This window comes from Acinetobacter sp. RIT698 (assembly GCF_009668065.1).
GTDB lineage: Bacteria > Pseudomonadota > Gammaproteobacteria > Pseudomonadales > Moraxellaceae > Acinetobacter > Acinetobacter guillouiae.
The window spans coordinates 18,903-44,960 of the sequence record NZ_WJYH01000019.1; the positions used below are offsets into that span (position 1 = coordinate 18,903).

General features: G+C 40.1%; 25 protein-coding genes. 10 read left to right on the forward strand and 15 right to left on the reverse strand.

The window, feature by feature from the left end; all coding sequences use genetic code 11:
- The first annotated feature begins 20 nt into the window (after positions 1–20).
- The 3 genes from GJV03_RS10270 (at position 21) to GJV03_RS10280 (ending at position 2,653) form a co-directional block, all read left to right on the forward strand.
- Complete coding sequence (locus GJV03_RS10270; protein WP_154130032.1) at positions 21–1,469, forward strand: protein adenylyltransferase SelO family protein; 1,449 nt, start codon at positions 21–23, stop codon at positions 1,467–1,469.
- A gap of 179 nt (positions 1,470–1,648) precedes the next feature.
- Positions 1,649–2,248 carry a L,D-transpeptidase family protein gene (locus tag GJV03_RS10275; protein WP_004817028.1) on the forward strand — a complete coding sequence of 200 codons (600 nt, stop codon included), beginning with the start codon at positions 1,649–1,651 and terminating at the stop codon, positions 2,246–2,248.
- A gap of 24 nt (positions 2,249–2,272) precedes the next feature.
- On the forward strand, positions 2,273–2,653 hold the full coding sequence (locus GJV03_RS10280) for an MmcQ/YjbR family DNA-binding protein (RefSeq protein WP_004725945.1): 381 nt from the start codon (positions 2,273–2,275) through the stop codon (positions 2,651–2,653).
- Positions 2,654–2,850: 197 nt separating this feature from the next.
- Here GJV03_RS10280 and GJV03_RS10285 read toward each other — a convergent pair whose 3' ends face one another.
- Both GJV03_RS10285 and baeS read right to left on the reverse strand, forming a co-directional pair.
- Complete coding sequence (locus tag GJV03_RS10285) at positions 2,851–3,537, reverse strand: response regulator (protein ID WP_004725942.1); 687 nt, start codon at positions 3,535–3,537, stop codon at positions 2,851–2,853.
- A gap of 15 nt (positions 3,538–3,552) precedes the next feature.
- Complete coding sequence (gene baeS / locus GJV03_RS10290) at positions 3,553–5,295, reverse strand: sensor histidine kinase efflux regulator BaeS (RefSeq protein WP_096735565.1); 1,743 nt, start codon at positions 5,293–5,295, stop codon at positions 3,553–3,555.
- A 138-nt stretch (positions 5,296–5,433) separates the two neighbouring features.
- Here baeS and GJV03_RS10295 point away from each other — a divergent pair, with 138 nt between their 5' ends.
- On the forward strand, positions 5,434–6,054 hold the full coding sequence (locus GJV03_RS10295) for a hypothetical protein (RefSeq protein WP_004725937.1): 621 nt from the start codon (positions 5,434–5,436) through the stop codon (positions 6,052–6,054).
- Between the two features lie 61 nt (positions 6,055–6,115).
- Here GJV03_RS10295 and yjgA read toward each other — a convergent pair whose 3' ends face one another.
- The 9 genes from yjgA to mazG form a co-directional block, all read right to left on the reverse strand.
- Positions 6,116–6,655 carry a ribosome biogenesis factor YjgA gene (gene yjgA / locus GJV03_RS10300; protein WP_004725935.1) on the reverse strand — a complete coding sequence of 180 codons (540 nt, stop codon included), beginning with the start codon at positions 6,653–6,655 and terminating at the stop codon, positions 6,116–6,118.
- A 2-nt stretch (positions 6,656–6,657) separates the two neighbouring features.
- The gene (locus GJV03_RS10305) at positions 6,658–6,927 is read right to left on the reverse strand and encodes an HPr family phosphocarrier protein (protein WP_004725933.1); all 270 of its coding nucleotides are present in this window, start codon (positions 6,925–6,927) and stop codon (positions 6,658–6,660) included.
- Complete coding sequence (gene rapZ, locus GJV03_RS10310; protein WP_004725931.1) at positions 6,924–7,775, reverse strand: RNase adapter RapZ; 852 nt, start codon at positions 7,773–7,775, stop codon at positions 6,924–6,926. The genes GJV03_RS10305 and rapZ overlap by 4 nt, the downstream gene beginning before the upstream one ends.
- A 25-nt stretch (positions 7,776–7,800) precedes the next feature.
- Complete coding sequence (gene panC, locus GJV03_RS10315; RefSeq protein WP_004725929.1) at positions 7,801–8,646, reverse strand: pantoate--beta-alanine ligase; 846 nt, start codon at positions 8,644–8,646, stop codon at positions 7,801–7,803.
- 2 nt (positions 8,647–8,648) lie between these two features.
- On the reverse strand, positions 8,649–9,458 hold the full coding sequence (panB, locus tag GJV03_RS10320) for a 3-methyl-2-oxobutanoate hydroxymethyltransferase (protein WP_004725927.1): 810 nt from the start codon (positions 9,456–9,458) through the stop codon (positions 8,649–8,651).
- A gap of 46 nt (positions 9,459–9,504) precedes the next feature.
- Positions 9,505–9,990 (reverse strand): 2-amino-4-hydroxy-6-hydroxymethyldihydropteridine diphosphokinase, encoded by a 486-nt coding sequence (gene folK / locus GJV03_RS10325; RefSeq protein ID WP_354666849.1) that lies wholly within the window; start codon positions 9,988–9,990, stop codon positions 9,505–9,507.
- A complete protein-coding gene (gene pcnB / locus GJV03_RS10330; RefSeq protein WP_056512336.1) occupies positions 9,984–11,465 on the reverse strand; it encodes a polynucleotide adenylyltransferase PcnB in 1,482 nt (493 codons plus the stop codon). The genes folK and pcnB overlap by 7 nt, the downstream gene beginning before the upstream one ends.
- Before the next feature lie 147 nt (positions 11,466–11,612).
- Positions 11,613–12,074 carry a ComEA family DNA-binding protein gene (locus tag GJV03_RS10335; protein WP_154130034.1) on the reverse strand — a complete coding sequence of 154 codons (462 nt, stop codon included), beginning with the start codon at positions 12,072–12,074 and terminating at the stop codon, positions 11,613–11,615.
- Positions 12,067–12,846 carry a nucleoside triphosphate pyrophosphohydrolase gene (mazG, locus tag GJV03_RS10340; RefSeq protein ID WP_004725919.1) on the reverse strand — a complete coding sequence of 260 codons (780 nt, stop codon included), beginning with the start codon at positions 12,844–12,846 and terminating at the stop codon, positions 12,067–12,069. The genes GJV03_RS10335 and mazG overlap by 8 nt, the downstream gene beginning before the upstream one ends.
- 105 nt (positions 12,847–12,951) lie before the next feature.
- Between mazG and GJV03_RS10345 the strand changes: the two genes are divergently transcribed.
- Together GJV03_RS10345 and GJV03_RS10350 are read left to right on the forward strand one after the other, a co-directional pair.
- The gene (locus GJV03_RS10345; RefSeq protein ID WP_105714385.1) at positions 12,952–13,725 is read left to right on the forward strand and encodes an SDR family oxidoreductase; all 774 of its coding nucleotides are present in this window, start codon (positions 12,952–12,954) and stop codon (positions 13,723–13,725) included.
- 197 nt (positions 13,726–13,922) lie between these two features.
- Positions 13,923–14,297 carry a hypothetical protein gene (locus GJV03_RS10350; RefSeq protein ID WP_096735165.1) on the forward strand — a complete coding sequence of 125 codons (375 nt, stop codon included), beginning with the start codon at positions 13,923–13,925 and terminating at the stop codon, positions 14,295–14,297.
- 78 nt (positions 14,298–14,375) lie between these two features.
- Here the strand turns inward: GJV03_RS10350 and GJV03_RS10355 are convergent, their stop codons facing one another.
- The 4 genes from GJV03_RS10355 to cysM are packed head-to-tail and all read right to left on the reverse strand — an operon-like array spanning position 14,376 to position 19,914.
- Complete coding sequence (locus tag GJV03_RS10355) at positions 14,376–16,682, reverse strand: bifunctional (p)ppGpp synthetase/guanosine-3',5'-bis(diphosphate) 3'-pyrophosphohydrolase (protein ID WP_004725915.1); 2,307 nt, start codon at positions 16,680–16,682, stop codon at positions 14,376–14,378.
- Between the two features lie 27 nt (positions 16,683–16,709).
- Positions 16,710–18,104, reverse strand: a complete 1,395-nt coding sequence (gene rlmD / locus GJV03_RS10360) for a 23S rRNA (uracil(1939)-C(5))-methyltransferase RlmD (RefSeq protein ID WP_004725913.1) — start codon at positions 18,102–18,104, stop codon at positions 16,710–16,712.
- Between the two features lie 8 nt (positions 18,105–18,112).
- The gene (locus GJV03_RS10365) at positions 18,113–18,934 is read right to left on the reverse strand and encodes a 3'-5' exonuclease (RefSeq protein ID WP_004725911.1); all 822 of its coding nucleotides are present in this window, start codon (positions 18,932–18,934) and stop codon (positions 18,113–18,115) included.
- 59 nt (positions 18,935–18,993) lie between these two features.
- The gene (cysM, locus tag GJV03_RS10370) at positions 18,994–19,914 is read right to left on the reverse strand and encodes a cysteine synthase CysM (RefSeq protein ID WP_004725909.1); all 921 of its coding nucleotides are present in this window, start codon (positions 19,912–19,914) and stop codon (positions 18,994–18,996) included.
- Between the two features lie 314 nt (positions 19,915–20,228).
- On the opposite strand from cysM, the gene GJV03_RS10375 reads away from it, so the two are divergent.
- The 4 genes from GJV03_RS10375 (at position 20,229) to GJV03_RS10390 (ending at position 25,956) form a co-directional block, all read left to right on the forward strand.
- Positions 20,229–23,036 (forward strand): ATP-binding protein, encoded by a 2,808-nt coding sequence (locus GJV03_RS10375; RefSeq protein ID WP_105714387.1) that lies wholly within the window; start codon positions 20,229–20,231, stop codon positions 23,034–23,036.
- Positions 23,037–23,369: 333 nt separating this feature from the next.
- Complete coding sequence (locus tag GJV03_RS10380) at positions 23,370–24,158, forward strand: crotonase/enoyl-CoA hydratase family protein (RefSeq protein WP_004725906.1); 789 nt, start codon at positions 23,370–23,372, stop codon at positions 24,156–24,158.
- Positions 24,159–24,194: 36 nt separating this feature from the next.
- Positions 24,195–25,070 carry an NAD(P)-dependent oxidoreductase gene (locus GJV03_RS10385; RefSeq protein WP_151802136.1) on the forward strand — a complete coding sequence of 292 codons (876 nt, stop codon included), beginning with the start codon at positions 24,195–24,197 and terminating at the stop codon, positions 25,068–25,070.
- Positions 25,071–25,161: 91 nt separating this feature from the next.
- Positions 25,162–25,956 carry a TIM barrel protein gene (locus GJV03_RS10390; RefSeq protein WP_154130035.1) on the forward strand — a complete coding sequence of 265 codons (795 nt, stop codon included), beginning with the start codon at positions 25,162–25,164 and terminating at the stop codon, positions 25,954–25,956.
- The last annotated feature ends 102 nt before the right edge of the window (positions 25,957–26,058 follow it).

Genomic DNA, 26,058 nt, shown 5'->3' on the forward strand with positions numbered 1-26,058 from the left:
AACCATTGTGACCGATCGCTATGCAATTTGCCCCACGTTATCCATCTCTTGATTCAAAGCTCTACCATGAGCAAATGCCTAGTCCACTGAAAGGTGCAAAGGCTGGGCATTTTAATGCTGCGCTTGCGGATGAATTACAATGGTCTGAAGATGAAAAAGCCCAATGGGTCGAGATTTGTAGCGGACAAAAAACCTTTGCTGAATTTCATCCCCTTGCCATGGTTTATGCAGGGCATCAATTTGGACAATGGGCAGGTCAATTGGGGGATGGACGTGGCCTATTGATAGCGCAAATTTTAAATCGACAAGGTCAAACCATTGACCTACATTTAAAAGGTGCAGGCTCAACCCCCTACTCTCGTATGGGAGACGGACGTGCTGTATTACGTTCTGTGATTCGTGAATATCTAGCGGGTCATGCACTCAATGCACTGGGGGTTCCTTCAAGCAATTCTGTAGGCTTTACTTCTTCAACCCAAGGCGTACAACGAGAAAAACTTGAACTTGGTGCAATGATGTTACGCACTTCGGATTGCCACATCCGTTTAGGGCATTTTGAATGGATTAATCAATATCAGCCTGAATTACTCACTGAATTTACCCAAAAATGTATTGAATGGCACTATCCACAATGTTTGAGTACTGAACAGCAAAAGTTTGAAGACACTGTTCTAGCATTTGCAACGCAAGTGATTCAAAACACCGCTGTCATGATCGCAAAATGGCAATTGGTTGGTTTTGCACATGGGGTTATGAATACAGATAATCTCAATATTACAGGTTCTACCCTCGATTTTGGCCCTTATGGTTTTATGGAGCGTTTCCGTCCCAATTGGATCAACAATCATAGTGATTACAATGGTCGTTATACCTACCAAAACCAACCGAGTATTGCACATTGGAACTTATGGAATTGGTTAAACAATTTAATTCCACTGGCACAAGCAGAAAATAAAGAACAATTTAAGCAAGACCTCGTCGAATGTTTAGAGCATTTTGAACCGACCTTTCTAGAACATTATACCCATGGGCTATGCCAAAAACTTGGACTACCCAGCTTCCACAAAGATAGTTTTGATTGTGGTATGGCATTTTTAAGAATTCTACAAAGTGAGCAACTCGACTATACCGACAGTTTTCTTCGCTTACAGAATAAAGAATATGAAGCTATTAAAGATGATTGCCTAGATCGCTTTCAATTTGAAAACTTCTTGACGCAATATCACAATATTCGTGAGCAGCAAGATGTTGATGTACTTGATGCGGAAATGAAAAAGGCCAATCCAGTCTATATTTTAAGAAATCATATGCTACAAACAGCCATTGAACGTGATGATTTTTCTGAGGTTGATCGCCTATTTAAATTGCTTGGTCAGCCCTTTACCAAACAAACGGATTTAGAAACAGCCAAAGATTTAGCGCCTTTACCGAGCGACGTTCCTGAAGTGATGGTGAGTTGTTCTTCTTGATCAAATAAATTGCCGAATCACTTTCTTTGATCTGCCCCATCATAGTTACCCACAATTTCTGTGGATAAACTTGTGTTTATCCACAGGATAAATCCACAATCACAAATTAACTACAGCTTTTGTCTTTAGAATGAATAAAATTTAGGCAATACAGGGTTTTACAACATTAGTATTCTAAAATGAATAAAAAATACCTCATTCCATGCTTGATTCTTTTGGCTATAGCTATAGCAAGTGTCTGGACTTATCAAAAATATAATCAATTTATTCCAACCGCAAATGCTGCCATACATGTGCAGAATTTATCTGAGCAAGAGATTCAACGTCTTCGTCAAAACACGCCAATCACCGAAGTTAAAGTTTATAAATCGGATCGTATTGTTAAACTCATGCATCATGATCAAGACATACGAACATATCCAATGCGCTTAGGCTTTGATCCTATTGGACATAAAGTTAAAGAAGGTGATGGAAAAACCCCTGAAGGTCGTTATATTCTAGATTGGCGTAATCCCAATAGTGCATTTTATAAATCGCTGCATGTGTCCTATCCAAACCAACAGGATAAATCTAAAGCCAACCAACTTGGCGTTTCTCCTGGTGGCGACATTATGATTCATGGTTCAGCAACACGCTCACAAGTGGAAAAACTCCCGAGTTTAATGACCTACTTACCTAGAAATGACTGGACATGGGGGTGTATTGCCGTTAGAAATATAGATATGGATGAAATTTGGAAACTGGTCGATGATGGAACAGTGATTAGCATTTATTCATAAAAAATATTTTAAAAAGAGACAATGATGACTGGTGAAGAAATCCGAACTTTAGCATTTAAGATTGCATCACATTTGCCTAAATCCGAACTTGACTATCCTTTTGGTGAGGATGTTCCTGTTTTTAAAGTGATGGGAAAAATGTTTATGTTAGGCTCTGAACTGCATGGCAAAAAACTGATTAATTTAAAAGTTGAACCTGATCATGGAGAAATGTTGAGAGATCTCTACCCCTCGATTCAGGTGGGCTACCATATGAATAAACGTCATTGGATTTCAGTCTATGAAGGCGAACAGATCAGTGCTGATCTGATTCAAGACTTGGTTGAAGGCTCTTATGAGCTTGTGAGCAAGAGCCTGACCAAAGCCCAAAAGCAGGTATTGGCGGTTTATCAACACATTAAATAATTAGCGGGCTTTGGATCGCACATTAGATCAACAGACCTAACCTCTATCTATACCCGATTCAGTCAAAATCAGAATATATCAATAAAGTTATATGTTTATTTTTCAAACATAACTTTTTACATTTATAAACATTTACCCACAATATCTGTGGATAAACCTGTGTTTATCCACAACGATGAACTTAAAATGTAGAAAACTTAATCTTCTGGATATTCAAAACGGTAGCCTACGCCATAAACAGCTTGTACCCATTCATGACGATTTCCGGTTTCCGCTGCTTCAGATATTTTACGGCGTAAGTTCTTGATATGACTATCAATAACACGGTCAGCAACATCAAAACTATCTGGGTTAATATGGTCTAAAAGTTGCGCTCTAGAATAGACTTGTCCCAAATGTTCGAGGAAAAGCTCTAAAAGGCGGAATTCAGTTGGCGTTAAATTCAACGATTTTTGTTGATACCAGATACGTTGTTGTGCTTTATCAATACGAAATAAGTCATTGGCTTCAGGTTCAGCTTTACGTTCTAAACGGCGTAATACCGCTTGTACACGTGCCACCAACTCTTTCGGGCTAAAAGGTTTACAGACATAGTCATCTGCTCCCATATTTAAACCCAAGACACGATCGATTTCTTCCGTTCGTGCAGTCACCATGATAATCGGTAAGTCGGTTTGCTCACGCACTTTACGGCAAATGGTCAAACCATCCATACGCGGGACCATCAAATCCAACACCATTAAACTTGGCTTGCGTTGTAGAAAGCTGTCATAAGCTTCTTGACCATCATGAAACATACTGACTTCAAAGCCCGCTGCTTCTAGATAATCCCGCACCAATTGCGCAAGTTCAACTTCATCCTCTACCAGCATGATATGCTTCATGTTGTACTATTCCTTTTAAACTTTAGTATGTTTTGAAAATGTCAGTTTGCAACGCAAACCGCCTAATGGCGAATGATCAAAAGTAAGCTGACCACCGAGTGTTTGTGCAATTTTACCTGATAAAGCCAAGCCCAATCCTGTACCGCCCGTACTACGTGTACGTGAATTATCCACACGATAGAAACGTTCGCCCAAGTGTGCAATCTGTTCATCACTCAGACCCAATGGGCTATCATCGACGATCACACTCCAAGAATCTGCATCTTGCTCTGTATGCACTTGGACTTCACCACCTGCCTCAGTATAGCGAATACTATTTCCAAGTAAGTTGACCATAATTTGCTTAAAGCGATCTATATCTAATTGTAATTTCGCTCCCTCACCTGTGGCAGAAATTGTTAAATCAGCCTGTTCAAATTTAGGTTTAAAATTCTCTATTTCTTGTAAAACCACCGACCAAGGATCAATTTCTGCAAAGTAGCATTTTAATTGTTGTGCTTCAGCTTGCGCCAAATCGGCTAAATCCTGTGTCAGCTTTTTCAAGCTCGTGACCTGACGTAACATCGCTTCAAAATGTTCTGGTGTCGGCTTGCGAATTCCATCCTGCATGGCTTCAATCTGTGCTTGCAATACTGCCAATGGCGTTTTTAACTCATGTGAAGTATCTGCAACCCACTGACGGCGTGATGTTTCATGCTGGTCGAGAATGACAGCCAGTTGATTTAACTCTGTTGACAAGTCTCCTAATTCATCATTGCGGTTAATCACCACTTGATGCTGGTAGTTACCTTTGGTTAATTCGCGAGTTGCGTTCAATAAACGTTGAATCGGTGTTTTAAAATAAGTCGCCAATAACAATGCGGCAACCAAGCTTGATAAGAAGGTGAAGATATAAATCAGCACTAAATAACGCTTTTGATTACTAAAGAAGTTAATACTCAGCGCATCATCCTGATCTAAAACTGGTTTTAAACCCAAGTAACCGACCACTTCGTCATTGACTAAAATCGGACGATAAGACACCTGGTCATCTGACGGTTCACCTAAAATAAACTGTTGTTTTGCATCATATAAAGAAAGTCGTGAACTCAGCCCCAAACGGTCAGGCAATGACACAAATATCTTTTTGCCATTCTGCGGATTTACCGTTCGCATCGGATCTCGCGTTGGCGCTTCTTTCGCTGCAGAAGCTGATGCTTCCTGTCCCGCTGAAAGATGCCCCTTGTCTTTGCCTATAGGCGGTTTATTTCCTTTACGATCTGAGGGTCTATATAAGTTTTGATTTGAACTAAGCGGAAATTTCAAACCTTCAAAGGGTTGATAAGCTGAGGGTAAATTTTCTTCGAGAATTTTCAGTTCTTCTTTATCCAGTTGAGACTTATGAACGGCACCGTCCGTTTGTCCCAAAGTCGCCACCATCGTATGTTCTTTAAAGTAGCGTTGCTGTAAAGCGATATCATACTGGCGACGTAGCCACCAGCGTGATAATTTATCATAATCATCAGGCGCAGCATCACCTTCAATTTGCAAAATCTGTGCTTGAACCGCGTTACCCCAGTCTTGATAGACTCCATATACATCTGCCAAGTTTTCGATCAGATGATCAAGTTTCTGCATTTCAACATCTGCAACATATCTGGCAAAGTTCTTTTGCATGGTCCAATGTAAAACACCCAAGCTCACTGTTGTAATGACTAAAGTTGTCAATAAAACGGTCAGAAATAAGCGTAATGCAATGGGAACTCGACGTATTTTCAAAACTGGTCTCACGTTTTTCTTCTCATTTCAACATTGTACCCAACAGTTGCTCAAAATTCTCTCCATTGTTTCTACATCATTATTATTTAATCTTTACTGTATCAACAGAACATCAAAATATTCATTGGAGTAGTAACAATGAAAGCAATGACAAAAATCGCACTGGTATCAGCAAGTATTTTAACTGCAGGGGCTTTGACGGCTTGTCAATCCAATCCTGGTCCTAAAGAAGGTCCAGATGGCCGTCCAATGATGCATGGTGGGCATCATAAAATGTCACCAGAACAACGCGAAGAAATGAAACAGAAACGTGCTCAACATAAAGCGTTACGCCAACAAATGCAAAAAGCCTGTGATGGCAAAGCAATTGGTCAAACGGTTCAGGTGACAGCAGGTCAGCAAAATATTAATGGTACATGTAATATCGTATTCAAGCCTGATCACAAGGCGATGAAAGAAATGAAACAGGATTACCGTCGTGATGGAGAACAACGTGGCCGTATGATGCATCATGAAGGACCACGTATGAAAGACATGACCGAAGAGCAACGTGCTCAAATTAAGCAAGAATTTGCACAAAAACGAGCGGAACGTAAAGCGCAATGGGATGCGATTCAAAAATCATGTGCAGGCCAAACTGATGGCAAGGCAATTCAAGTAAAAATGAATGACAAAATCATCGATGGTAAATGCGTTGTTAAATTCCAGCCAGAATTTAAAGCAGGCGAAAACATGCCCATGATGCCATCAAAAGTTTAATCTATCTCGGCTAAATATAAAAAACGACCCAAAAGGGTCGTTTTTTATTTGTCACGATAGTTTACTTGGAATTATCCGAAATCAAAGCCACTTGTTGGGCATAATTTAATAACTTAAGTTTAGAAGCCGCTAATTCTTCAGCAGTGGCTTGGCGGGTGATATCCCGATGAATACGCAATACATGCTGACGTAAAGAATGACTTTCTGCAGCATTGTAAGATTTACAGAATTCTTTAATTGCAGGATCACGCTGTTCAATCATTCGATCAACCCAACGATCCAATTGCGCCAACTTTTTAATCCCTTGTTTAGGGGTTAAATAAGACAAAATGATGGCTTCATCTTCATTACGCAAAAGCTTACCAATCCGTTGAAATTGACGGCGACGTGCTTCAAAAGATGTGATCAATTGCACATCAAGCAAAGCCTCAATCAACCGATCTTCAACAGGTAAAGATTCAATTTGTTTCTTCGACAACTCTGCGAGTTGTTCACCTAAAGCAGCCATACGTTGTACAGCTTTTTTCTGTTCGGTTTTACTTGCACGCCCTTCTAAAGACTCAAAATCATCTTCAGTAAAACGTTGCGGACGACGTGCCACGATTATTCTGCCTCGTAAAATTTATCTGCGAACAGTGCTTGAACTTCAGACAAAGCTTTTTCTTCATCTGCACCATCAATCACTAGACGCAAGGTGGTTCCTTTACCAGCTCCGAGCATAAGTAAAGAAAGGATATTCTTGGCATCGACTAACTTGTCACCCTTACCAATTTGAATAGAGCATTTAAATTTAGTCGTGACTTCGATTAGTTTTCCAGATGCACGCGCATGTAATCCTAATTTATTAATTACGTCAACAGTTGTGTCAATCATGACCAGTGCTTCATTTCTCTATGTAATACCTGAATAGTCCATTTCGACTCAAGAGCCTTTTTCAACCTATCCACAATATAAACCGAACGATGTTGCCCCCCCGTACAGCCAATTGACACTGTAATATAGTGACGATGACCTTCCGAAAAAGCAGGCAACCACTTATTTAAAAACTGATAGATGTCTTGATACATCTCATTTGCTTGCTCGCTGGCTTCTAAAAATTTACGTACTGGTTCATCTAAACCCGAATATTTACGTAACTCTAAATCCCAATGTGGATTCGGCAAATGCCTTACATCAAAAACAAAATCTGCATCTAATGGAATACCATGTTTATAACCAAAAGATTGCAAAATTAAAATGAGTTTATCGGACTGTCCCAGTTTGGACAATAAGGTATCTTTTAAATCGTGTACACTTTTATCCGTTGTATCGATATGTACTGTTGCTCGCAGTTGAATTGGGAGCAATAAATTTTTTTCTTCTTGAATACATTCATTCAAACTTTGGAAGCGATTTGATAAAGGATGTGGACGTCGCGATGCACTAAAACGCGAAATCAACTCCTGATCACGAGTCGTTAAATAAATAACGTCTACACTACCATGTTTCTGTAACTGTTGAAAAACCTGATCAAAACCTTGTAAATCTTCTTTGGCACTTCGAACATCGACACCGAGTGCCAATAACTCTAAATTGTTTTCTCTATCAAGCTTTTCAACGATTTCAGGAAGCAATGCCAAAGGCAAATTATCGATACAGTAATAACCCAAATCTTCAAGCACCTGCAAAGCAGATGATTTACCTGAACCAGACTGTCCTGTTACGATAAGTATGCGCTTCATGGCATGACGATCCTAAAAGCAAAGTTTATGTAAAATGTTTTACTTGTAAATTGTCAATCAGACGAGTCTTGCCTAATTTCGCTGCAACAAACAATACAACATCTTGGTCGAATTGTTCAACTTTTTGCAACGCTGGGCTACGTGCTTCGACATAATCCACAATCAATCCTGCATCATTTAAACTTTCACGAATTTGCGCCAAGACATCTGCAAGTGCTTTACCTGCATGTAAATCTTGTTCAGCAGTCGTTAAGCTCTTAAAAATAACAGGAGCTGTTTGACGATCTTGTTCAGATAAGTAACCATTACGAGAACTTAAGGCCAAACCATCTTCAGCACGTGCAATTGGTACACCAATCACTTCAATTGGCATATTCAAATCACGAACAACCTGCTTAATCACAGCCAATTGTTGATAATCTTTCTGTCCAAAAAATGCAAAGTTCGGCTGTACAATATTAAACAATTTGGTAACAACGACAGCGACACCATCAAAATGACCGGGACGTTGTAAACCGCACAAATCATTGGTAATTTCGCCCACACTAATATTGGTTAAGCGTGGGAATTTACCATACATTTGTTCCACAGAAGGTGCAAAAACAATGTCGCAACCCACTTCAGCAAGTAAATTACTGTCTTGCTCAAGTGTACGAGGATAATTATCAAAATCTTCATTCGGTCCAAATTGGATTGGATTGACGAAAATACTGACCACCACCACATCACATAATTTACGAGCTTCACGAACCAGATTTAAGTGGCCTTGATGTAGATTTCCCATCGTCGGTACAAAACCAATGATTTTACGTGCCGATCGAGCAGGCTGAAGTGATGCTGTTAATCCTTGAATGGTCGTTTCTGTTTTCATGTTTACAGCTCTACTTGGAAAGTATGTTCTTTGGCAGGGAATGATTGCTCTTGTACAGCAACATGATATGCCTTGAATGCATCCACGATTGCAGTTTCCCCTGCTTGTTCTTTCATAAAATTACGTACAAAACGTGCCACTTTACCAAACGTCAAACCAAGCATATCTTGCACCACAAGTACTTGACCATCGGTATCTGCACCAGCACCAATGCCAATCACAGGAACGTGTGGGAATAATTCAGCAATTTCTTTACCCATCTGTGCCGGAACACATTCGAGCAATAACACAGCGGCACCTGCCTCGACTACAGCTTTACAGTCAGCAATCAGTTGATCTGCTGATTCACGTGTTTTCGCTTGTAATTTATAACCACCAAAAACATGCACCGATTGTGGTGTTAAACCCAAATGTACACAAACAGGAATACCATTTCGTGTCAAAACTTCTACAGTTTCAGCCAGCCACTCACCGCCCTCAATTTTCACCATTTGAGCGCCCGCTTGCATCACGGTTTTTGAATTGAGCAACGCATCATTGAGCGTGGCATAACTCATAAAGGGTAAATCACACAGGACAAACGCATGTTGATTTGCACGACGTACAGCAGCAGTATGATAGGCCATATCTGCAACAGTCACAGGCAAGGTAGAATCATGCCCTTGGATTGTCATCCCTAAAGAGTCACCAATCAAAATGGTGTCAATCTCAGCAACTTCCATACCTTTTGCCATACTTGCATCATAGCAAGTTAAGCATGAAAATTTACGTCCCTGAGTTTTGAATTGTCTTAAATCACTTAGGCTAATCATGACGATATTCCTCTATCAATGAGAGTTCCTCTGCCCATTCAATCCTTTAATCAGCCCATGACTGATCTGCTAAAACACTTAGGGTTGAATGTTGCACGAAATCTAACTTTTGCAATGATTGTCCATTGACTTGAAGCTCAGGATCGAGATCCAACAATGGAATCACCACAAAATCACGCTCTAAAATACCAATATGAGGTACTGTGAGCCGCTCATTTATAATGTTTTTTTCAGCATAAAGCAAAAGATCTAAATCTAAAGTACGCTCACCCCAACGGCGTAACCGTACTCGACCCGATTCATTTTCAATACCTTGCAACTCATCCAGCAAGGCCAAAGGCGCTAAATCAGTGTGTAATTCTGCAACTGCATTGTGATAATTTGGCTGATCTTGAGGCCCCATCGGTTGGCTTTGATACAGCTTTGAAACAGTAACAACACCTAAGTTTCTGAGTTTTTCTACAGCTTCCCGTAGAATTTGCTCAGAATCACCTAAATTACTGCCTAAACCAATATAGGTTTTAATCATGATTGGGTCGGTCCAAAAATCACACTGCTTAAATCACGTTGTACGCGTCTACGCTTGGTGATTGGATGATCCGCTGTAATCTCGCCTTTGTTTACTGCCGTTCGAGCATCACTTCTACTTCTAAAATCTTGAGATGATGTTGAGTTTGGTTTAGCCCGTGAACGACGGCTACGAGATTCTTGTTCTTTCACCAATGGTTCAATTTGCGTGGAAGCTGTTGCTTTTACATCTTCAACAGGGGCAACTTCAGCAAGTTTCTTACGACTTTTGGCACGCTGACGATTATAACTGCCAATTGCACGTTCTTTCTCATCAGTCGACATGTCTTGGTAAGCTTCCCACCATGCACCCATGCCATTGGTAGAAGCATCACCTGACTTCTCTCTCAACAGCAAGAAATCAAATCCTGCACGGAAACGTGCATGACCCGAAAGCGCTTCAATCTGTTGTGGTTTCGGGTTGAGCAAACGACTTTGCATTTCCCAGACTTCACGAATAAAGGTTTCGGCAAAACGAGGAATAATGGTTCGTGTCGCTTGACGTTTTAACACATCTAAGCCTGCTTGAGCTCGTGCTTCTGCAGCAACTACACCTTTAGCATGGTAGAAATCACAACGCGCTAAGAAATTATTCCAAAGCAATACCGCATAGAAAAATGCAGGATTAATGGTTTTACCCATTTGAATCCGTTGATCGGTATTTTTCGCTGCGCGCTCTATAAATTGGGTAATCTCAGGGCTAATATCAGCAAATAATTGCTTCCAAATACCAAATTCAATCAACATCGGCATCACACGATGCAAATGCCCCATGGTGAATAATTTTTGCGACTCATCATATAAACGATGCGGAGAAACATCACGCAGCAATTGTGTCATTTCTTGGGTAAAAACGTCTAATATTTTAGGATCTATACTAAAATTTAACTTCGCAGCAAAACGTAATGTACGCAACATCCGTACTGGATCTTCTTCAAAACGAAGTGCTGGATCACCCAATAGTCTTAAAGTTTTGGTTTTTATATCATCAATAGCATTACAAAAATCGAGCACTTCCCCTTTTCGAGGTTGGTAATACATGGCATTAATCGAAAAATCACGTCGAGCAAAATCTTGCTCTATTGTTCCCCAATTGTTGTCACGTAAAATCATCCCTTGTGCAGAGGTAATGGCTTTTTTCGGTGGGGCACGGAATGTCGCCACCTCAATCAATTCACGACCTGAATACACATGTGCCAATTCAAAACGTCGCCCAATAATTCGGCAACGACGACCAAATACCTCTTTCACCTGTGAAGGTGTTGCATTGGTCACAGCATCGTAGTCTTTCGGATTTAAGCCAAGCATTAAATCACGTACACCACCACCGACTATATAAGCTTCATAGCCAGCTTTAGTTAAAGAATCAATAACATCTAAAATGGAGGAAGGTAATTGAGCGGTGGATAACCCACACTTTGACGCACGCAAAGTTTGCAAAAGACACTGTCTCCTACGTCAGGACGTAAAAATCATAATTGTGCTAATGATATCGCTTACACAGCTAAAGGGCAATTTGATTCTCGCAAACTTCACTTGAATTTATGGACTATTGATAATTCGTCGATCTACAGGCTCTTAAACCCATCATAAACTCAGTCGTGCCCTATTCTGCTCGAAAAGTTTCTCGCCAATCCCCTTCACTTTTTTTAAGTCATCAATACTTTTAAATCCGCCATTCTGATTGCGATAAGCAATAATCGCCTGTGCTTTCTTTGCTCCCACACCCGTGAGCTGTTGTAATTGCTCGACACTTGCAGAGTTTAAACTGACTTTTGAAGCTGAGCTGTTTAAAGATTGAGTAGGTGATGATGGGCCTTTGTGATTGCTATTCGATGGTGATGTTTTGCTATTCGGTCGCGAAAGATAGTATTGATCATCGACTTTTTTTAATTGTGCATCATGGGCCTGTTGTTGTGCTTTCCAGTTGAGATAAGCTTGATCAAACTGTTGTGCATACAAGCTCAAGGAGCAACTCAAAAGCACCAATAAGAAAAACAATTTAATTAGTTTTACTACACGATTAAAATAAAAATACTGATTACTCATTGCTAACCTTTGATTTTAATTGTTGCTTTGCCTGATCCCAAAGGAGATCCATTTCTTCTAAAGACGCATCTTCTAATCTTTTATTTTTAAAATTGATTTGATCTTCAATATAAGCAAAGCGAGATTTAAATTTATAAATGGTTCCTAACAGCGCCATCTCACTTGAAATGCCTAGTTTACGCCCTACATTAATTAAAGAAAATAAACAATCACCAAATTCTTCCATAATTTCATCAGGTTTTTCCGATTGCAGCGCCTCTTCAAACTCTGCCAATTCTTCTTTGACTTTATCGTAGGCCTGCGCCACATCAGGAAAATCAAAGCCTACTTTTGCGACATTTTTTTGAATGTTTTCTGCCTGAGATAAAGCGGGACCATGTTTTACCGCATCTAATCGAGATTGAGTTTTGCCCTGTTTTTCTTGTTGTTTAATTTCCTGCCACAACACCGACACTTGTTCAGGGGTTAAATTATCAAATTGTTGTTTTTGGAAAACATGTGGATGGCGTCGGATCAATTTTTGACAAAGTACATCGACAACATCGTTAAAATCAAAAGCCCCCTGCTCACTGTACATCTGTGATTGAAAAACCACTTGTAGCAATAAATCACCTAATTCATTTTTAATTTCATCTATATCACCAGAACGTACTGCTTCTTCCACTTCATATGCTTCTTCAATCGCATAGCGCGTTAAACTTTCAGGTGTCTGTTCACGATCCCAAGGGCATTCTGCACGTAATTGTTTCATGATGGCGAATAGCTGTTGCATTTTATGTCCTTTAAGATCAATAACAAATGACTGCACAACACTTGTTGTTATGCATATTTTATGTTCAACTCTTTGCAATCAAAATAAACTAAAAAGGATGCTGCAATGAGTCAAAGCATATTCATTAGTGGTGCTGCGCAAGGGATTGGGGCTGCGATTGCACGTCTATTCTATCAACAAGGTTATCAAGTTGGTATTTATGATATCAATGAAGCGCAGGCTCAAATTTTAGCAGATCAATTGGGTGACAATGCCAAAGCGGGCAAATTAGATGTGAGCGATTATGCGCAATGGCAAACCGCGCTTAAAGAATTTTCTCAATGGGCAAATGGTCTCAACATTTTAGTCAATAATGCTGGGATTCTGTATTCTGGAGATTTTGAAAAAACTGAGATTAGTGCCCATCATCGTACAATCAATATCAATGTCAATGGCGTTTTAAATGGCTGTCATGCCGCTCTTCCCTATCTGAAACAAGCAAAATTTGCGCGTATCATCAATCTTTCCTCAGCATCAGCCATTTATGGACAAGCAGATTTAGTCTCCTATTCTGCCAGTAAATTTGCCGTACGCGGTATTACAGAAGGATTAGATATCGAATGGCAAAAATATGGTATTCGCGTACTGGATGTGATGCCGCTTTTTGTCCAAACAGCGATGGTGACAGACATGGATGCAGGTGCGATTCAAAATATTGGGGTCAGTCTCACGCCCCAAGATGTTGCGGAGCAAGTGTTTGCCTTAGTCAAAGCCAAAGGAAGCATCTTAACGGCTACGCATACGCCTGTGGGATTGAAAACCAAAATTATGTTCCAACTGTCTGCAATCAGCCCCCAGTTTGTCAATCGTTTAGCCAATTTACTGCTCACCAAAAAATAATTTTTGCTCGCCTATAGGTCATAAAACAATTATGGCGTTTAAGCTTAGCCCATTTATATTGATATAAAAATATTTTAGATTTTGATTGTAATGCCGCCTTATGGAAAGCGCCTATTTCGCTTCCTGACAGCTTTGTAATTTTTGTTTTTGTTATTTTAATTTATAGTTTTGTTTCCAATGTGCAAATGGAATAAACAATGAAAAAAACACTCCTAACAATAACCATACTTGCATCAAGTACAATCCTAACTGCTGCCCCACTGAGCACTACTGAACTAAAAAGTATGGATTGTGCCGCGCTTGCTGTTGAAAAAGCCAATGCAAGCCGCGTGCTCTCCTCTTCTGAAACTAAGGCAACGGGCAAAACCATTAGTAAATGGGCGGGTCTTGCAAGTAGTGCTTTAAATGCTTTTGGTGGGGGCTCTGATACAGCATCCAAAGCTGGAGGCTTTGCCAATAAGGTCTCGACTGAGTCAGATCCTGGTCAAGTCGATACTCAACTTATGACTGATGCTCAAGCCAACATAGAAAATATCGCCATTTACCAAAACTCAAAAAAATGTAGCGTGTAATTTTTATAGGGTGATTTCAAATCAAAAAAACCTGCATTGTGCAGGTTTTTTTGAAATAAATGAGGTCAGAACAGCGAACTAATTGCCTTGAACCAAGCGTCGAGCACTGATAATGCCAGGCTGTTGTTCCAATCTCGCCAAGAGGCGAGACAATTGTGCCAAGCCTTTCACTTCAATCAACAATTTCATATTGGCAATACCATCTGCTTCAGAAATCGTATTCACCTGACGGATATTGATCTGATCTGAAAAAATCACTTGGGTCAAATCTTTTAACAAACCACGGCGATCATACGCTTCCACCACAATTTGCACACTTTGCCCACGTGTCGGTTGCATTTCCCAATCTGCTTCAACCGCACGATCAGGTTCTAACTTGATCATGCGCATATAATCTGGGCATGCAACCTTGTGAATACTGACACCGCGATTCAATGTGATATATCCAGCAATCGATTCACCATGAACAGGCTGACAACATTGTGCAATATGTAATTCAACATTGTCCAAACCATCAATTAAAATTCCATGCGCCGACAAGGTATGACTTGCGCGTGGATTTAATGTTGGTTTTAAAACCAGCTCTGGTTCATCCTGATCTAAGTGCATGTGGCGATTGACTTGATTGATCAAGGCATGCAGGCTAATTTCCCCACTCACCAATGACACAAGAATGTCATCCCCAGTTTTCACATTGAAATGATTACAATAATCACTTAAATCAATACTTTTCGGGTGAATCGCTAAACGTGAAAGTTCTTTATTGAGCAACTCACGCCCAACTTCCAAATTTTTACTGCGATCTTGTTGTCTAAACCAGTGGCGCAACTTGTCACGCGCACGTGCTGTTTTAATATAACCCAAAGAGTTAACCAACCAATCACGATTGGGTTCTCGATCTTTCTTGGTTAAAATCTCAACCTGTTCGCCTGTTTTTAAGGTATAGGTTAACGGCACATAGCGTTGGTTGACCCGTGATGCATAGCACTTATTGCCGACCTCGGTATGCACATGATAAGCAAAATCAAGCACCGTCGATCCGCGTGGTAATTCTTTAATATCCCCATCACGACTAAACACATAGATTTTTTCAAAACCTTCAAAGTCTTGAATTTGTTCAAAATCTTCGGTTTCATCTTCATTGGGATGTGCACTGGTTTCGGTACGTTCTTGATAATGCTCAAGCACTGCACGTAAAGAATGCAAACGATGATTAAATGAATAGTCAGTGGTTTTCGAGCCTTCTTTATAATTGAAGTGTGAACACACGCCCAACTCTGCTTCTTCATGCATTTCTTTGGTTCGGATCTGGATTTCCAAAGATTTATTTTCTGCAATCACCGCAGTATGTAAAGAGCGATAACCATTGGCTTTGGGGTTAGTAATATAATCATCAAACTGATGAGGAATATGACGCCAAATTTGATGCACAATGCCTAAAGCGTGATAACACTCTGCGACAGATTTAACCAAAACCCGTAATGCACGAATATCATAAAGCTGATCAAAACTCAGATTTTTACTCTTCATTTTGCGGTAGATCGAATAAATATGTTTTACCCGACCTGAAATCTCAGCTTCAATATCATGCCCTGCCAGCTCATTCTTGAGTTTATCCACCACAAACTGGATATATTGCTCACGCTCTAGACGCTTTTCATTGAGTAAAGAAGCAATCTCTTTATAACGTTCTGGTGCCAAATAACGGAAAGCAAGATCTTCGAGCTCCCACTTTAATTGCGCAATGCCTAAACGATGCGCCAAAGGCGAATAGATGGTGAGAATTTCTCGTGCAACACGCTCTTGACGTTCTTTTGAAGAGTGCGCCAATTCACGTAAAGCAAAGGTACGTTCAGCCAGTTTAATCAATACCACACGAACATCTTCTGTCACAGAAATCAACATCTTGTAGATGCCCGTCAGGTGTTCACGCTGATTATTATTAAAGTGATCTTCTAAACGTTTATTCTTTTCAATCAGTTCAGAAAGTTTACCCATCGCCAAAGTGCCTTTGACAAGGTTATAAACCTGCTCACCGCATTGTTGCTGTATTTCCTCTAAAGTCGTGAGATCTTCACGCACACTACGATAAAGCACAGCTGCTGCCAGCGTATCTTCATCAACATGTAAATGCGCAAGGATATCGGCCATTCCAATGCCTGTTGCAAAGGTATTGGTTCTGGAATTTACTGTGGTCGCCAATTCTTTTTGTAATACTAATTGCGCGACTTCTTCTAACTGCTTAAGTTCAGCACCGTCTAAAATTCCACGCACTCGATCTAGCCAAGTTGCTAGAGCCTGTTGCGCTTCATCGGCATGTTCTACAGTCGCTTCCTCTGATAGCTCATTGAGCTGATCAGGAAGTTGCTCACGTACTGTGACCATACCCTACTCCTCTAACTCTATATTTCATTATAAATCGTTTATCTCTAATTTCTTTTCAAACAAAGCAATCGATTCTACATGCCCTGTGTGCGTAAACATGTCCATCACACCAGCTTTAGTGAGCTGATAACCATGTTGTACCAAAATCCCAGCATCTCTGGCCAATGTTGCGGGATTACACGACACATAAACGATTCTTTGCGCACCAAATTTGGGCAAATAATGCATAACTTGTTCTGCACCCGCACGAGGAGGGTCAATCAATAATGCATCAAATCCTTGATTTGCCCAAGAATAATGCGAAAAGTCTTTTGTTAAATCTTGTGAATAGAATTTAACATTGCTTATGCGATTGTTCAGTGCATTTTCTGTACCACGCCTCACCATCGCTTCGCTACCTTCAACAGCAATGACTTTTCCTGTAGCACCCACACGTTTAGCGAGCGGCAAAGAAAAATTCCCCAATCCACAAAATAAATCCAAAACAGTTTCACCTGCTTTCAACTCAAGCAAATCACATGCCAGATTAACCATCTGCGGATTTACAGTGGGATTCACTTGGGTAAAATCTGTTGGATTAAACGCAAACTCAATATCAAAATCTTTTAAACGGTAATGCAAATGCATGTCTGCCTGAGCATCATCTAGACGTTGTACACTTTCCACACCCGCAGGTTGCAAATACAACTGCCACTGTTTCTGTAACGCATATTGTTGCAATAGGTTGACATCATGGGCTTTTAATTTTTCAGTATGGCGAACCAATAATGAAATTTCGCTATCGCCTTTGGCTAATTCTATATGACCAATGCTGCTTTTGCCTTTTAGACTTTCGAGTAATGCCTTGATTTCAGGTAAAGCCTGATCTAATTCAATATCTAAAATTTTACAGGTTTCAATTGCAGTTAAGTGGTTGCTCTGTGCTTCACGAAAACCCATCAGTAATTTATTTTGTTTAGCTAAATAACGCACCCCTATTCGGGCTTTATGTCGATAGTCGGTACGTGTTGAACGCAATGGCGCTAACCACTGTTCAGGCACTAAACCCGCAAAGTGGCTAAGATGTGATTTTAAAACATCTTGTTTTAAGCGAATTTGCTCATCTGGATGAATATGTTGCATATTGCATCCACCGCAAGTACCAAAATGTGGACAGATCGGTTGAATACGATGTGGATTTGGCTCACTGAGTAATTCAATACTGTCCGCTTCTTCAAGTTTGGATACTTGACGCGTCACTTGAGCTTTTACGATTTCACCAGGCAGTGCATAGCGAATAAAAACTTTTTTACCCTGCTTTTCACTTGGATGATTGAGTTCTGTACCATAATGCGCAATCCCTCGCCCTTCGTGTGACAATCTTTCAACTTTAAAAATATATTGTGGAAGCTGAGATGGTCGAGGTTTGGCTCTATGTTTCAAAGGGATACCTAATCTGGTGTGGAGGAAAAATCTGCTTGAGTAAATTCAGTTCGTTGTGAGGTTTCACGCCAAACATTTAAAAACTCATGTTGTTGAGTTTGTCCTTGCAAATAATGAATAGAGGCTTGAATCCATAAACGGTGATCTTGCAAAGAAATCTGACCTTTAAGCAAAGCCCATCTTAAGAAAATCAACCATGTATTTAAAACATCACCTTCGCAATAGCTGGTGAGTTTCAACCATTGCTGTGTATTCACATATTCGGGAACAAAATAACCTGAAATACCACGTTTACCGGGATAACCCAATAAATGTGCAACATCATCCAATTTCTGGAAATGACGTCCATTAAACATCGCCATGACATCCATTAAGTCGACATGACGGTTGTGGTATCTGTTCTGATAGTTATTATACCTTTTTTGTGTGTCAATCTCACCTTGATCGAACAAACTTGGCGCAGATAGTCCATGATACATGGCGCGGAATAAAATCACAGGCAAATCAAACTGTGAGCCATTCCAGCTCACGAGTGTTGGATGTCTTTTATCAAAGATAGATAAAAATTTTTGTAAAATTTCAGTTTCAGTATAGTGCTCTCGACTAAATGAAAACAGTTTCATCACACCATTTTCATCAATCCACAATCCCGAAATACAAACAATTTCATGTAAAGCCAAGCGCTGAAAATCCATCCCCGATTCTTGACGGCGTAGTTTTGCCAACGCCTGTTCTAAATCGTCCTGTGGTAAATCCAAGCCATATAAATGCGCCCCAGACTTAAGATCGGTCAGGGTTTCGATATCAAAAACTAAAACTGGAAGACGCATAAAAGCTTTACTCAATACTCAAGTTTGCCATCATGAAGCAATTTATGACTTCGAAGCAACTATTCTTCATCCTCAACAGAGAACAAACCTGTAGAAAGATAACGATCACCTCTGTCACAGACAATACAGACAATCACTGCGTCTGGATTTTCTTCAGCAATTTTAACCGATGCCCATACTGCACCACCTGAAGAAGTCCCAGCACTAATGCCTTCTTGACGTGCTAAACGGCGTGCGGTTTTTTCTGCTTCAATTTGCGGAATATCCATGATCTGATCGACACGGCTTGGATCAAAAATAGTCGGTAAGTATTCTTGTGGCCAACGACGAATACCCGCAATATTTGAACCTTCTGAAGGTTGTAATCCGATAATTTGAATATCTGGATTTTGTTCTTTTAAATATTTAGAGATCCCCATGATCGTGCCCGTTGTGCCCATAGAGCTCACGAAATGGGTGATTTTCCCTGCGGTTTGTTGCCAAATTTCAGGGCCTGTGGTCAGGTAGTGTGCTTCCACATTGTCTGGGTTGCCAAACTGATTTAATACTAAACCTTGGCCTTCACTTTGCATTTGCAAAGCCATATCACGCGCAACTTCCATATTGGTTGCTTCGATCAATTCAGCGCCATAGGCACGCATCGCATCTTTACGTTCTTGGCTAGAGTTCCCCGGCATGATCAATTTCATTTTATAACCACGCATTGCGGCGACCATTGCCAACGCAATCCCAGTATTTCCACTCGTCGCCTCGATCAACGTATCACCCGGCTTAATTTGACCACGCTGTTCAGCTTTCATGATCATGTTATATGCAGGACGATCTTTGACAGAACCAGCAGGATTATTGCCTTCTAGCTTTGCCAATACTGTTGCTTGAGTATGACTTGCCAAACGTTGTAAACGCACCAAAGGAGTTTTTCCTACATAGTGATCTAACAAAAATTCGTCGGCTAAGAAATCAGGTTGTGTGTGACTCATCGGTTGCACCTATATCGAGGTGGGCATATTGTATGAAAAAAAGAAACATACTGCACATCTTTCCGCTTCATTTTGCTTGGAATGATCAAACTAAATTCATATATATCAACACACCCAAGTAGGAGCATGATTTTCTTTATTGAATAAAATTAAATACATATAAAAAAATAAACTTTACTTAGAATTAGAAATGATAAAGTTATCTATAAAACAGCATAACTCATTTTCAATTCACAAGATTTTTAGTCATATTGTCATGCAGGATGATTAAAGCATGTTAATATCTTTGCCATGGGCAATGAGTTGCTGGAACAATGTCGAATTTCAATAAAAAACTCTTTAAACGCTTAAAACTCAATCACGCTTATGGTCAACTTATTGCGTTAATTTTCGTGCCAATTATGATTTTGGCATGTGTTGGTACAGCACTGGTTCTTTCTGAAACATCAGCTGCTGCCAAGTCTAAACAGCGCTTCCAAGCCATCGCGATATTGAGCCGTTACCAATATACTGCTGAGCAACTCACCGCAGTCATGGAACAGGATCCAATTCAACACGCCAAAGCTGAAAGCATTTTACAAAAAATGTTTAACGAAAAGCATTTACTTAGTGCAGCGATTTTAGATGAAAATAACGTTAATCATTTAAGTGTAGGCTACCAAAATCAACGTGCTTGGCCAAAAATTCCAAAATCAGGCACCTTCTTTGGACCGATTCAAAATAAGTACAACAATATTTATGGGATTAAACTTAATCCCAGCAAATCTGCTCAAAATATGTGGTTGGTGATTGAACTTGATAATCAACCTTTAGAAATCTCACATTATCGTGTCATGATCGTATTGATTACGACTGCCTTATTAACGCTATTGTTGCTTCTATTGTGTCTAAACTTCTATTCAAGACGCTGGATTGCACCGATGTACGAAATTCGGATGCAATTGCAACGCTTAAATGCAGATACGCTTGATCAACATATGGTGATCAACAGTACTGGGGAACTGCGCTTATTACAGCGTGATATTGCCAATGTGGTGAAACGGCTACATTTCAGCTTCCTTGAGCTAAAAGAACATACTGAACAAACAGAAGATGACTTACGTCGTACATTAGACACCTTAGAAGTCCAAAACATTACCTATAAACAAGCCCGTGATCAGGCGATTTCATCCAATCAGGCGAAGTCGGTCTTCCTTGCCAATATCAGTCATGAATTACGTACCCCATTAAATAGTATTGATGGCTTTATTCATTTGATGTTGCGCCAAGACAATTTAAGCAATGATCAAAGTTTATATTTACAGACCATCCGTAAGTCTTCTGCACATTTATTGGCATTGATTAATGATGTACTCGATTTCTCGAAAATTGATGCAGGTAAATTAGAACTCGAAACTGCACCTTTTGATCTTGAAGAAGCAATTTTCGATGTGATGGACATGCTCTCGCCATTGGCAGCACAAAAACATATCGAGATGGCATTCTATTTCGCAGACAATGTGCCTAAACATGTCATTGGTGATGCCTTACGCTTTAAACAGGTGCTGACCAATCTTATTTCCAATGCGATTAAATTCACCCCTGATGGTGAAATTATTGTTCGTGCGCGTATGGAACATGATGATATCGGGCAATGTTTGCTGCACTTTAGTGTACAAGACAGTGGTATTGGCTTAAGTGGTACCGATCGTAAACGACTATTTGAATCATTCTCTCAAGGTGATGCTTCTGTCACTCGCCAATTCGGTGGTACAGGACTCGGTTTAGCTATTTCTAAGCAACTTGTACATTTGATGCATGGTCAAATTGGCTTTGAAGATAACCAAGAACGTGCACCAACAGAAAAAGGTTCAACCTTCTGGTTTACTGCCATGTTAACGGTAAATGAAGATGAAGAAATTGTTCATCCATCATTTAAAAACTTAAATGTGGTATCTTTCTTGGCACACCCTGCAACCGCCAATGTATTACGTCATTACTTAGAAGACTATCAAGTCCAGCATACAGAAGCGCAATCAATTTTAGATCTGTTTAGCCGCCTAAATAGCTTAGAAAAAAATACTGAAAATACTTGGTTGATCGTTGATCACAGTGGAGATACTGAAGCCTTACTTAAAGAAATTCGTGGTCGTTATCAAGGTCATTTGGCGGTATATGGCTATCAAATGTCACTTGATCCAAATATGTTGACTGAATATAAAGCGCGTCCATTGTATCAACCACTGAGCCGTAGTTCAGTGATTCAACTATTAAGTAATCAGCCTGTTTTTGAACAAGAACATCATAAAGACTTTAAAGGGCAAGATTTACACGTTTTAGCAGTAGATGATCATTTACCGAATTTGATCGTACTAGAAGCGCTATTAGGCGAGCTAAATGTAAAAACCACCAAAGCTCTCAGTGGTCAAGAAGCCTTAACCATTATTCAACAAGGGGTTGAACAAGGCGCAAAACCATTTGATCTTATCTTTATGGATATCCAAATGCCAGTCATGTCTGGGATAGATACCACACGGGCAATTCGTTCGCTGGAATCCACCTTAGATGGTATGCGAATGCCGATTATTGCATTGACAGCTCACGCATTGGCTGATGAAAAACAAAAACTACTCAAAGTGGGTATGGACGACTATGTAACCAAGCCGATCCAGATTGAACAAATTATTCAAATTCTCACCAATTGGACAAGCGATAAATTTATTCAACATCAACAGCCTATCGAAAATACAGTATATATCGAAGCGCTGGACTCTTATATTCTAGATTGGAAACAAAGCCTTGCTTTAGCGGCCAATAAAGAAGATCTCGCACAAGATTTGTTAAAAATGCTAGTCGACAGCTTCCCAACGGAGTTGGCTGAAATTGAGCAACTCATTGAGCTTGAGGACTTCCCGCAATTAGAACATGTGTTACATCGCTTATATGGCGCTACCCGTTATGTCGGCACACCAAAATTGCAACGCATTACGGGTGATTTTGAACAATTTATTTCCATGCTACGCAAAGAGCGCCGTAAAGCAGATGAAGCCTTTATCCAAGACGTGATGAAACGCTTTGATGAACTTCAATTGGCGATTCATGAAGTTGAAACAGCTGCACAGCAGATTTTACCCGCTTCATAAATACAGCGCAGTTCTAGCCGATTCAGCGCTATAAACGCTTTTCTTATCGCGCTTTAAGCTGTTTTTAAACCCGCAGGATAAAACCCAAATTGACTCTGGGTTTTATCCTGCGTATGGTTTTTATTGTTTCTTTAAAACAGCATGAATTAGAACAATCTTTTTATTGCAATCATCTTTTTAAAGATCCAATAAAATTATACAAGTCACTATTGCAATCCTGTTTTGGCTTTACTACCCAATTGGCACATCAACACAGTTTCGGTGACTCTACTGTCATGTAACTATTCAATTCACATGCTATGCTGATGACCAAGGAAAAAATGAGTCAAGATCATGGCACTACTACATATAGAAAAAAACAATGGTATCGCAACAGTTTCATTAAATCGTCCAGATAAACGCAATGCCATGAGTTTTGCTTTACTCCGTGAACTGGTAAGCGTCGCACAACAGATTAAAAAAGACCGCAGTATTCGTGTGGTGATTCTGACGGGTGAAGCCAATGTATTTAGTGCGGGTATTGACCTTGCTGACTTAAATAGTCCAAAAAATACAGCCTTTGCTGCTTGGGAACTGATTAAACCTGGTCAAAGCCTATTCCAAAAAGCATTTTTGATCTGGCAAGAACTGCCTGTCCCTGTCATTGCAGCAATTGAAGGTTTCTGTTTTGGTGCTGGGATGCAACTTGCTTTGGCTGCTGATATTCGTATCGCACACCCAGAGACTAAAATGTCAATCATGGAAAGCCGTTGGGGGCTTGTGCCTGACATGGGCTTAACCCGTTCAATCAAGGGCGTGATTGGTATTGATTTAGCCAAAGAGCTTACTCTCACTGCACGTATTTTTGATGGCAATTATGCCAAAGACATTGGTTTGGTGACGCATGTAGACGACTCACCGTTGGCAAAAGCTCAAGCCATTGCAGAAGAGATGCTGCAACGCTCGCCAGATGCGCTGATGGCTGCTAAACGTGTTTTAGATGCTATGGAACATCAACCTCAGAAATCTTTACGTTTAGAGAAGATTTGGCAGTTAAAATTACTCTTGGGTAAAAACAGTCAAATTGCACGTAAAAAGGATAAAAATCCTGAATTAAAATTTTTACCGCGCCAATATAAATAATCTAAAATTATTATTGAAAGATTTTTGAGTTATAAAATGAATTTTGATCGTAACAGTAAAATTGCATTTTTAGGGATGGGATTAATGGGTAGCCGTATGGCAACCCGATTAATCCAAGCAGGCTTGCATGTCGCTGTCTGGAACAGAACAGCATCTGCTTGTGACGCCCTTATTGATCTAGGTGCTCACCCATTACAGCTTGAGAATATTGCAGAATATCCGATTATTCTCAGTTGCCTTGCTGATGATAAAGCTGTACAGCTAGTCTATGAGCACATTGAGCCCTATTTACAAGCCAAGCAAGTGATTGTGGATTTCTCCAGTTTATCTGTGGATAAAACCAAGCAACTGGCTGAAAGCGCAACAACAAAACAGGTGATTTGGATTGACTCACCTGTTTCAGGTGGAACTGCAGGCGCCGAAAATGGCACGCTGGTTATTTTTGCTGGGGGCAATGCTGAGGTGATCCAAGCACTGAGCCTCGTTTACAATATCCTGTCACAGCGTGTCACACGTATGGGTGAAACAGGTACTGGACAAGCCACTAAAATCTGTAACCAACTTATCGTTGCTGCCAATAGCACCTTGATCGCGGAAGCTGTTGCGCTTGCCAGTAAAGCAGGTGTAGATACAACCCTATTGGCGCCGGCTTTGGCTGGTGGTTTTGCCGACTCAAAACCTTTTCAAATTTTAGCCCCACGCATGGCAACACATACTTTTGAACCAGTACAATGGAAGGTACAAACGCTTTCTAAAGACTTAAATAATGCCATTCAACTTGCACAAAAATTTGATTTAGAAATTCCTGTGGCTCAACGTGCACTTGGGCAATTACAAAGCCATCAAAACAACGGATTTGCTGAGTCGGATTTAGCCACAGTCATTCATCAAGTAGAAAATAAATCGGGTTAAAATACACGGAACTACACATAAATAAGTTGAAAAATAATCTATTGCCTACTACATTGAAGATGAGAGTCCAAATATAGCAAGGAGCGTTCTTATGACTAAACTCGCAGTAAACCTATCCTTGATTTTTACTGAAGTGCCGCTCATTGAACGCTTTGCTTTGGCACATCTTCATGGCTTCCACAATGTAGAAATTCAATTTCCGTATGAATTAAGCATTGAAGAGATTCAAGCGCAACTTGAACAATATGACCTAAGCCTTTGCCTGATCAACGTTCCCGCTGGTGACTTGATGCAAAGTGGAAACGGACTTGCTGGTGTGCCTGGTCAAGAACTGGCATTTCATCAAGCCTTGGAACTTGCAATTGAATATGCAGAAGCGCTCAATGTTCCAAACGTCAATATTTTGGCAGGTAAACAACCACAAGATGCCGACTTACTCCCCTGTTTAAACACCTTGGCAAACAATTTAAAACTGGCTTGTCATCTGCTCTCTAATCGTGATATTCAGCCTGTATTTGAAATGATCAATGGTACAGACATGCCACGTTTCTTGGTTCAAAATATTGCACAAGGCCAAGAAATGTTAGAAGCAGTACAGCATCCTGCATTAAAAATGCAATTTGACTGTTACCACATGGCGATGATGGGCGAAGATGTACTGGCAGCCTTACAAGAAAATATTGATTGGATTGGGCATATCCAATTTGCTGACTGCCCAGGACGTCACGAACCAGATACCGCACAAATTGATTATTCTGCAATTTTTTCATGGTTAAAACAAAGCGCCTATACGGGCTTTATTGCAGCAGAATACAAGCCACAATCGCATTCAAATCAGTCATTTGCATGGAAAGAAAAATATTTTTCAAACAACCATAGCTATTAAATGGGTGTGTGCTTAGGCAAACGGTTGCATTGTATAATTTGTATTTTTTAGACAAAAGCGCTATATTAGAAGATGAGATATTTTCTGGAAAATATACCTTAT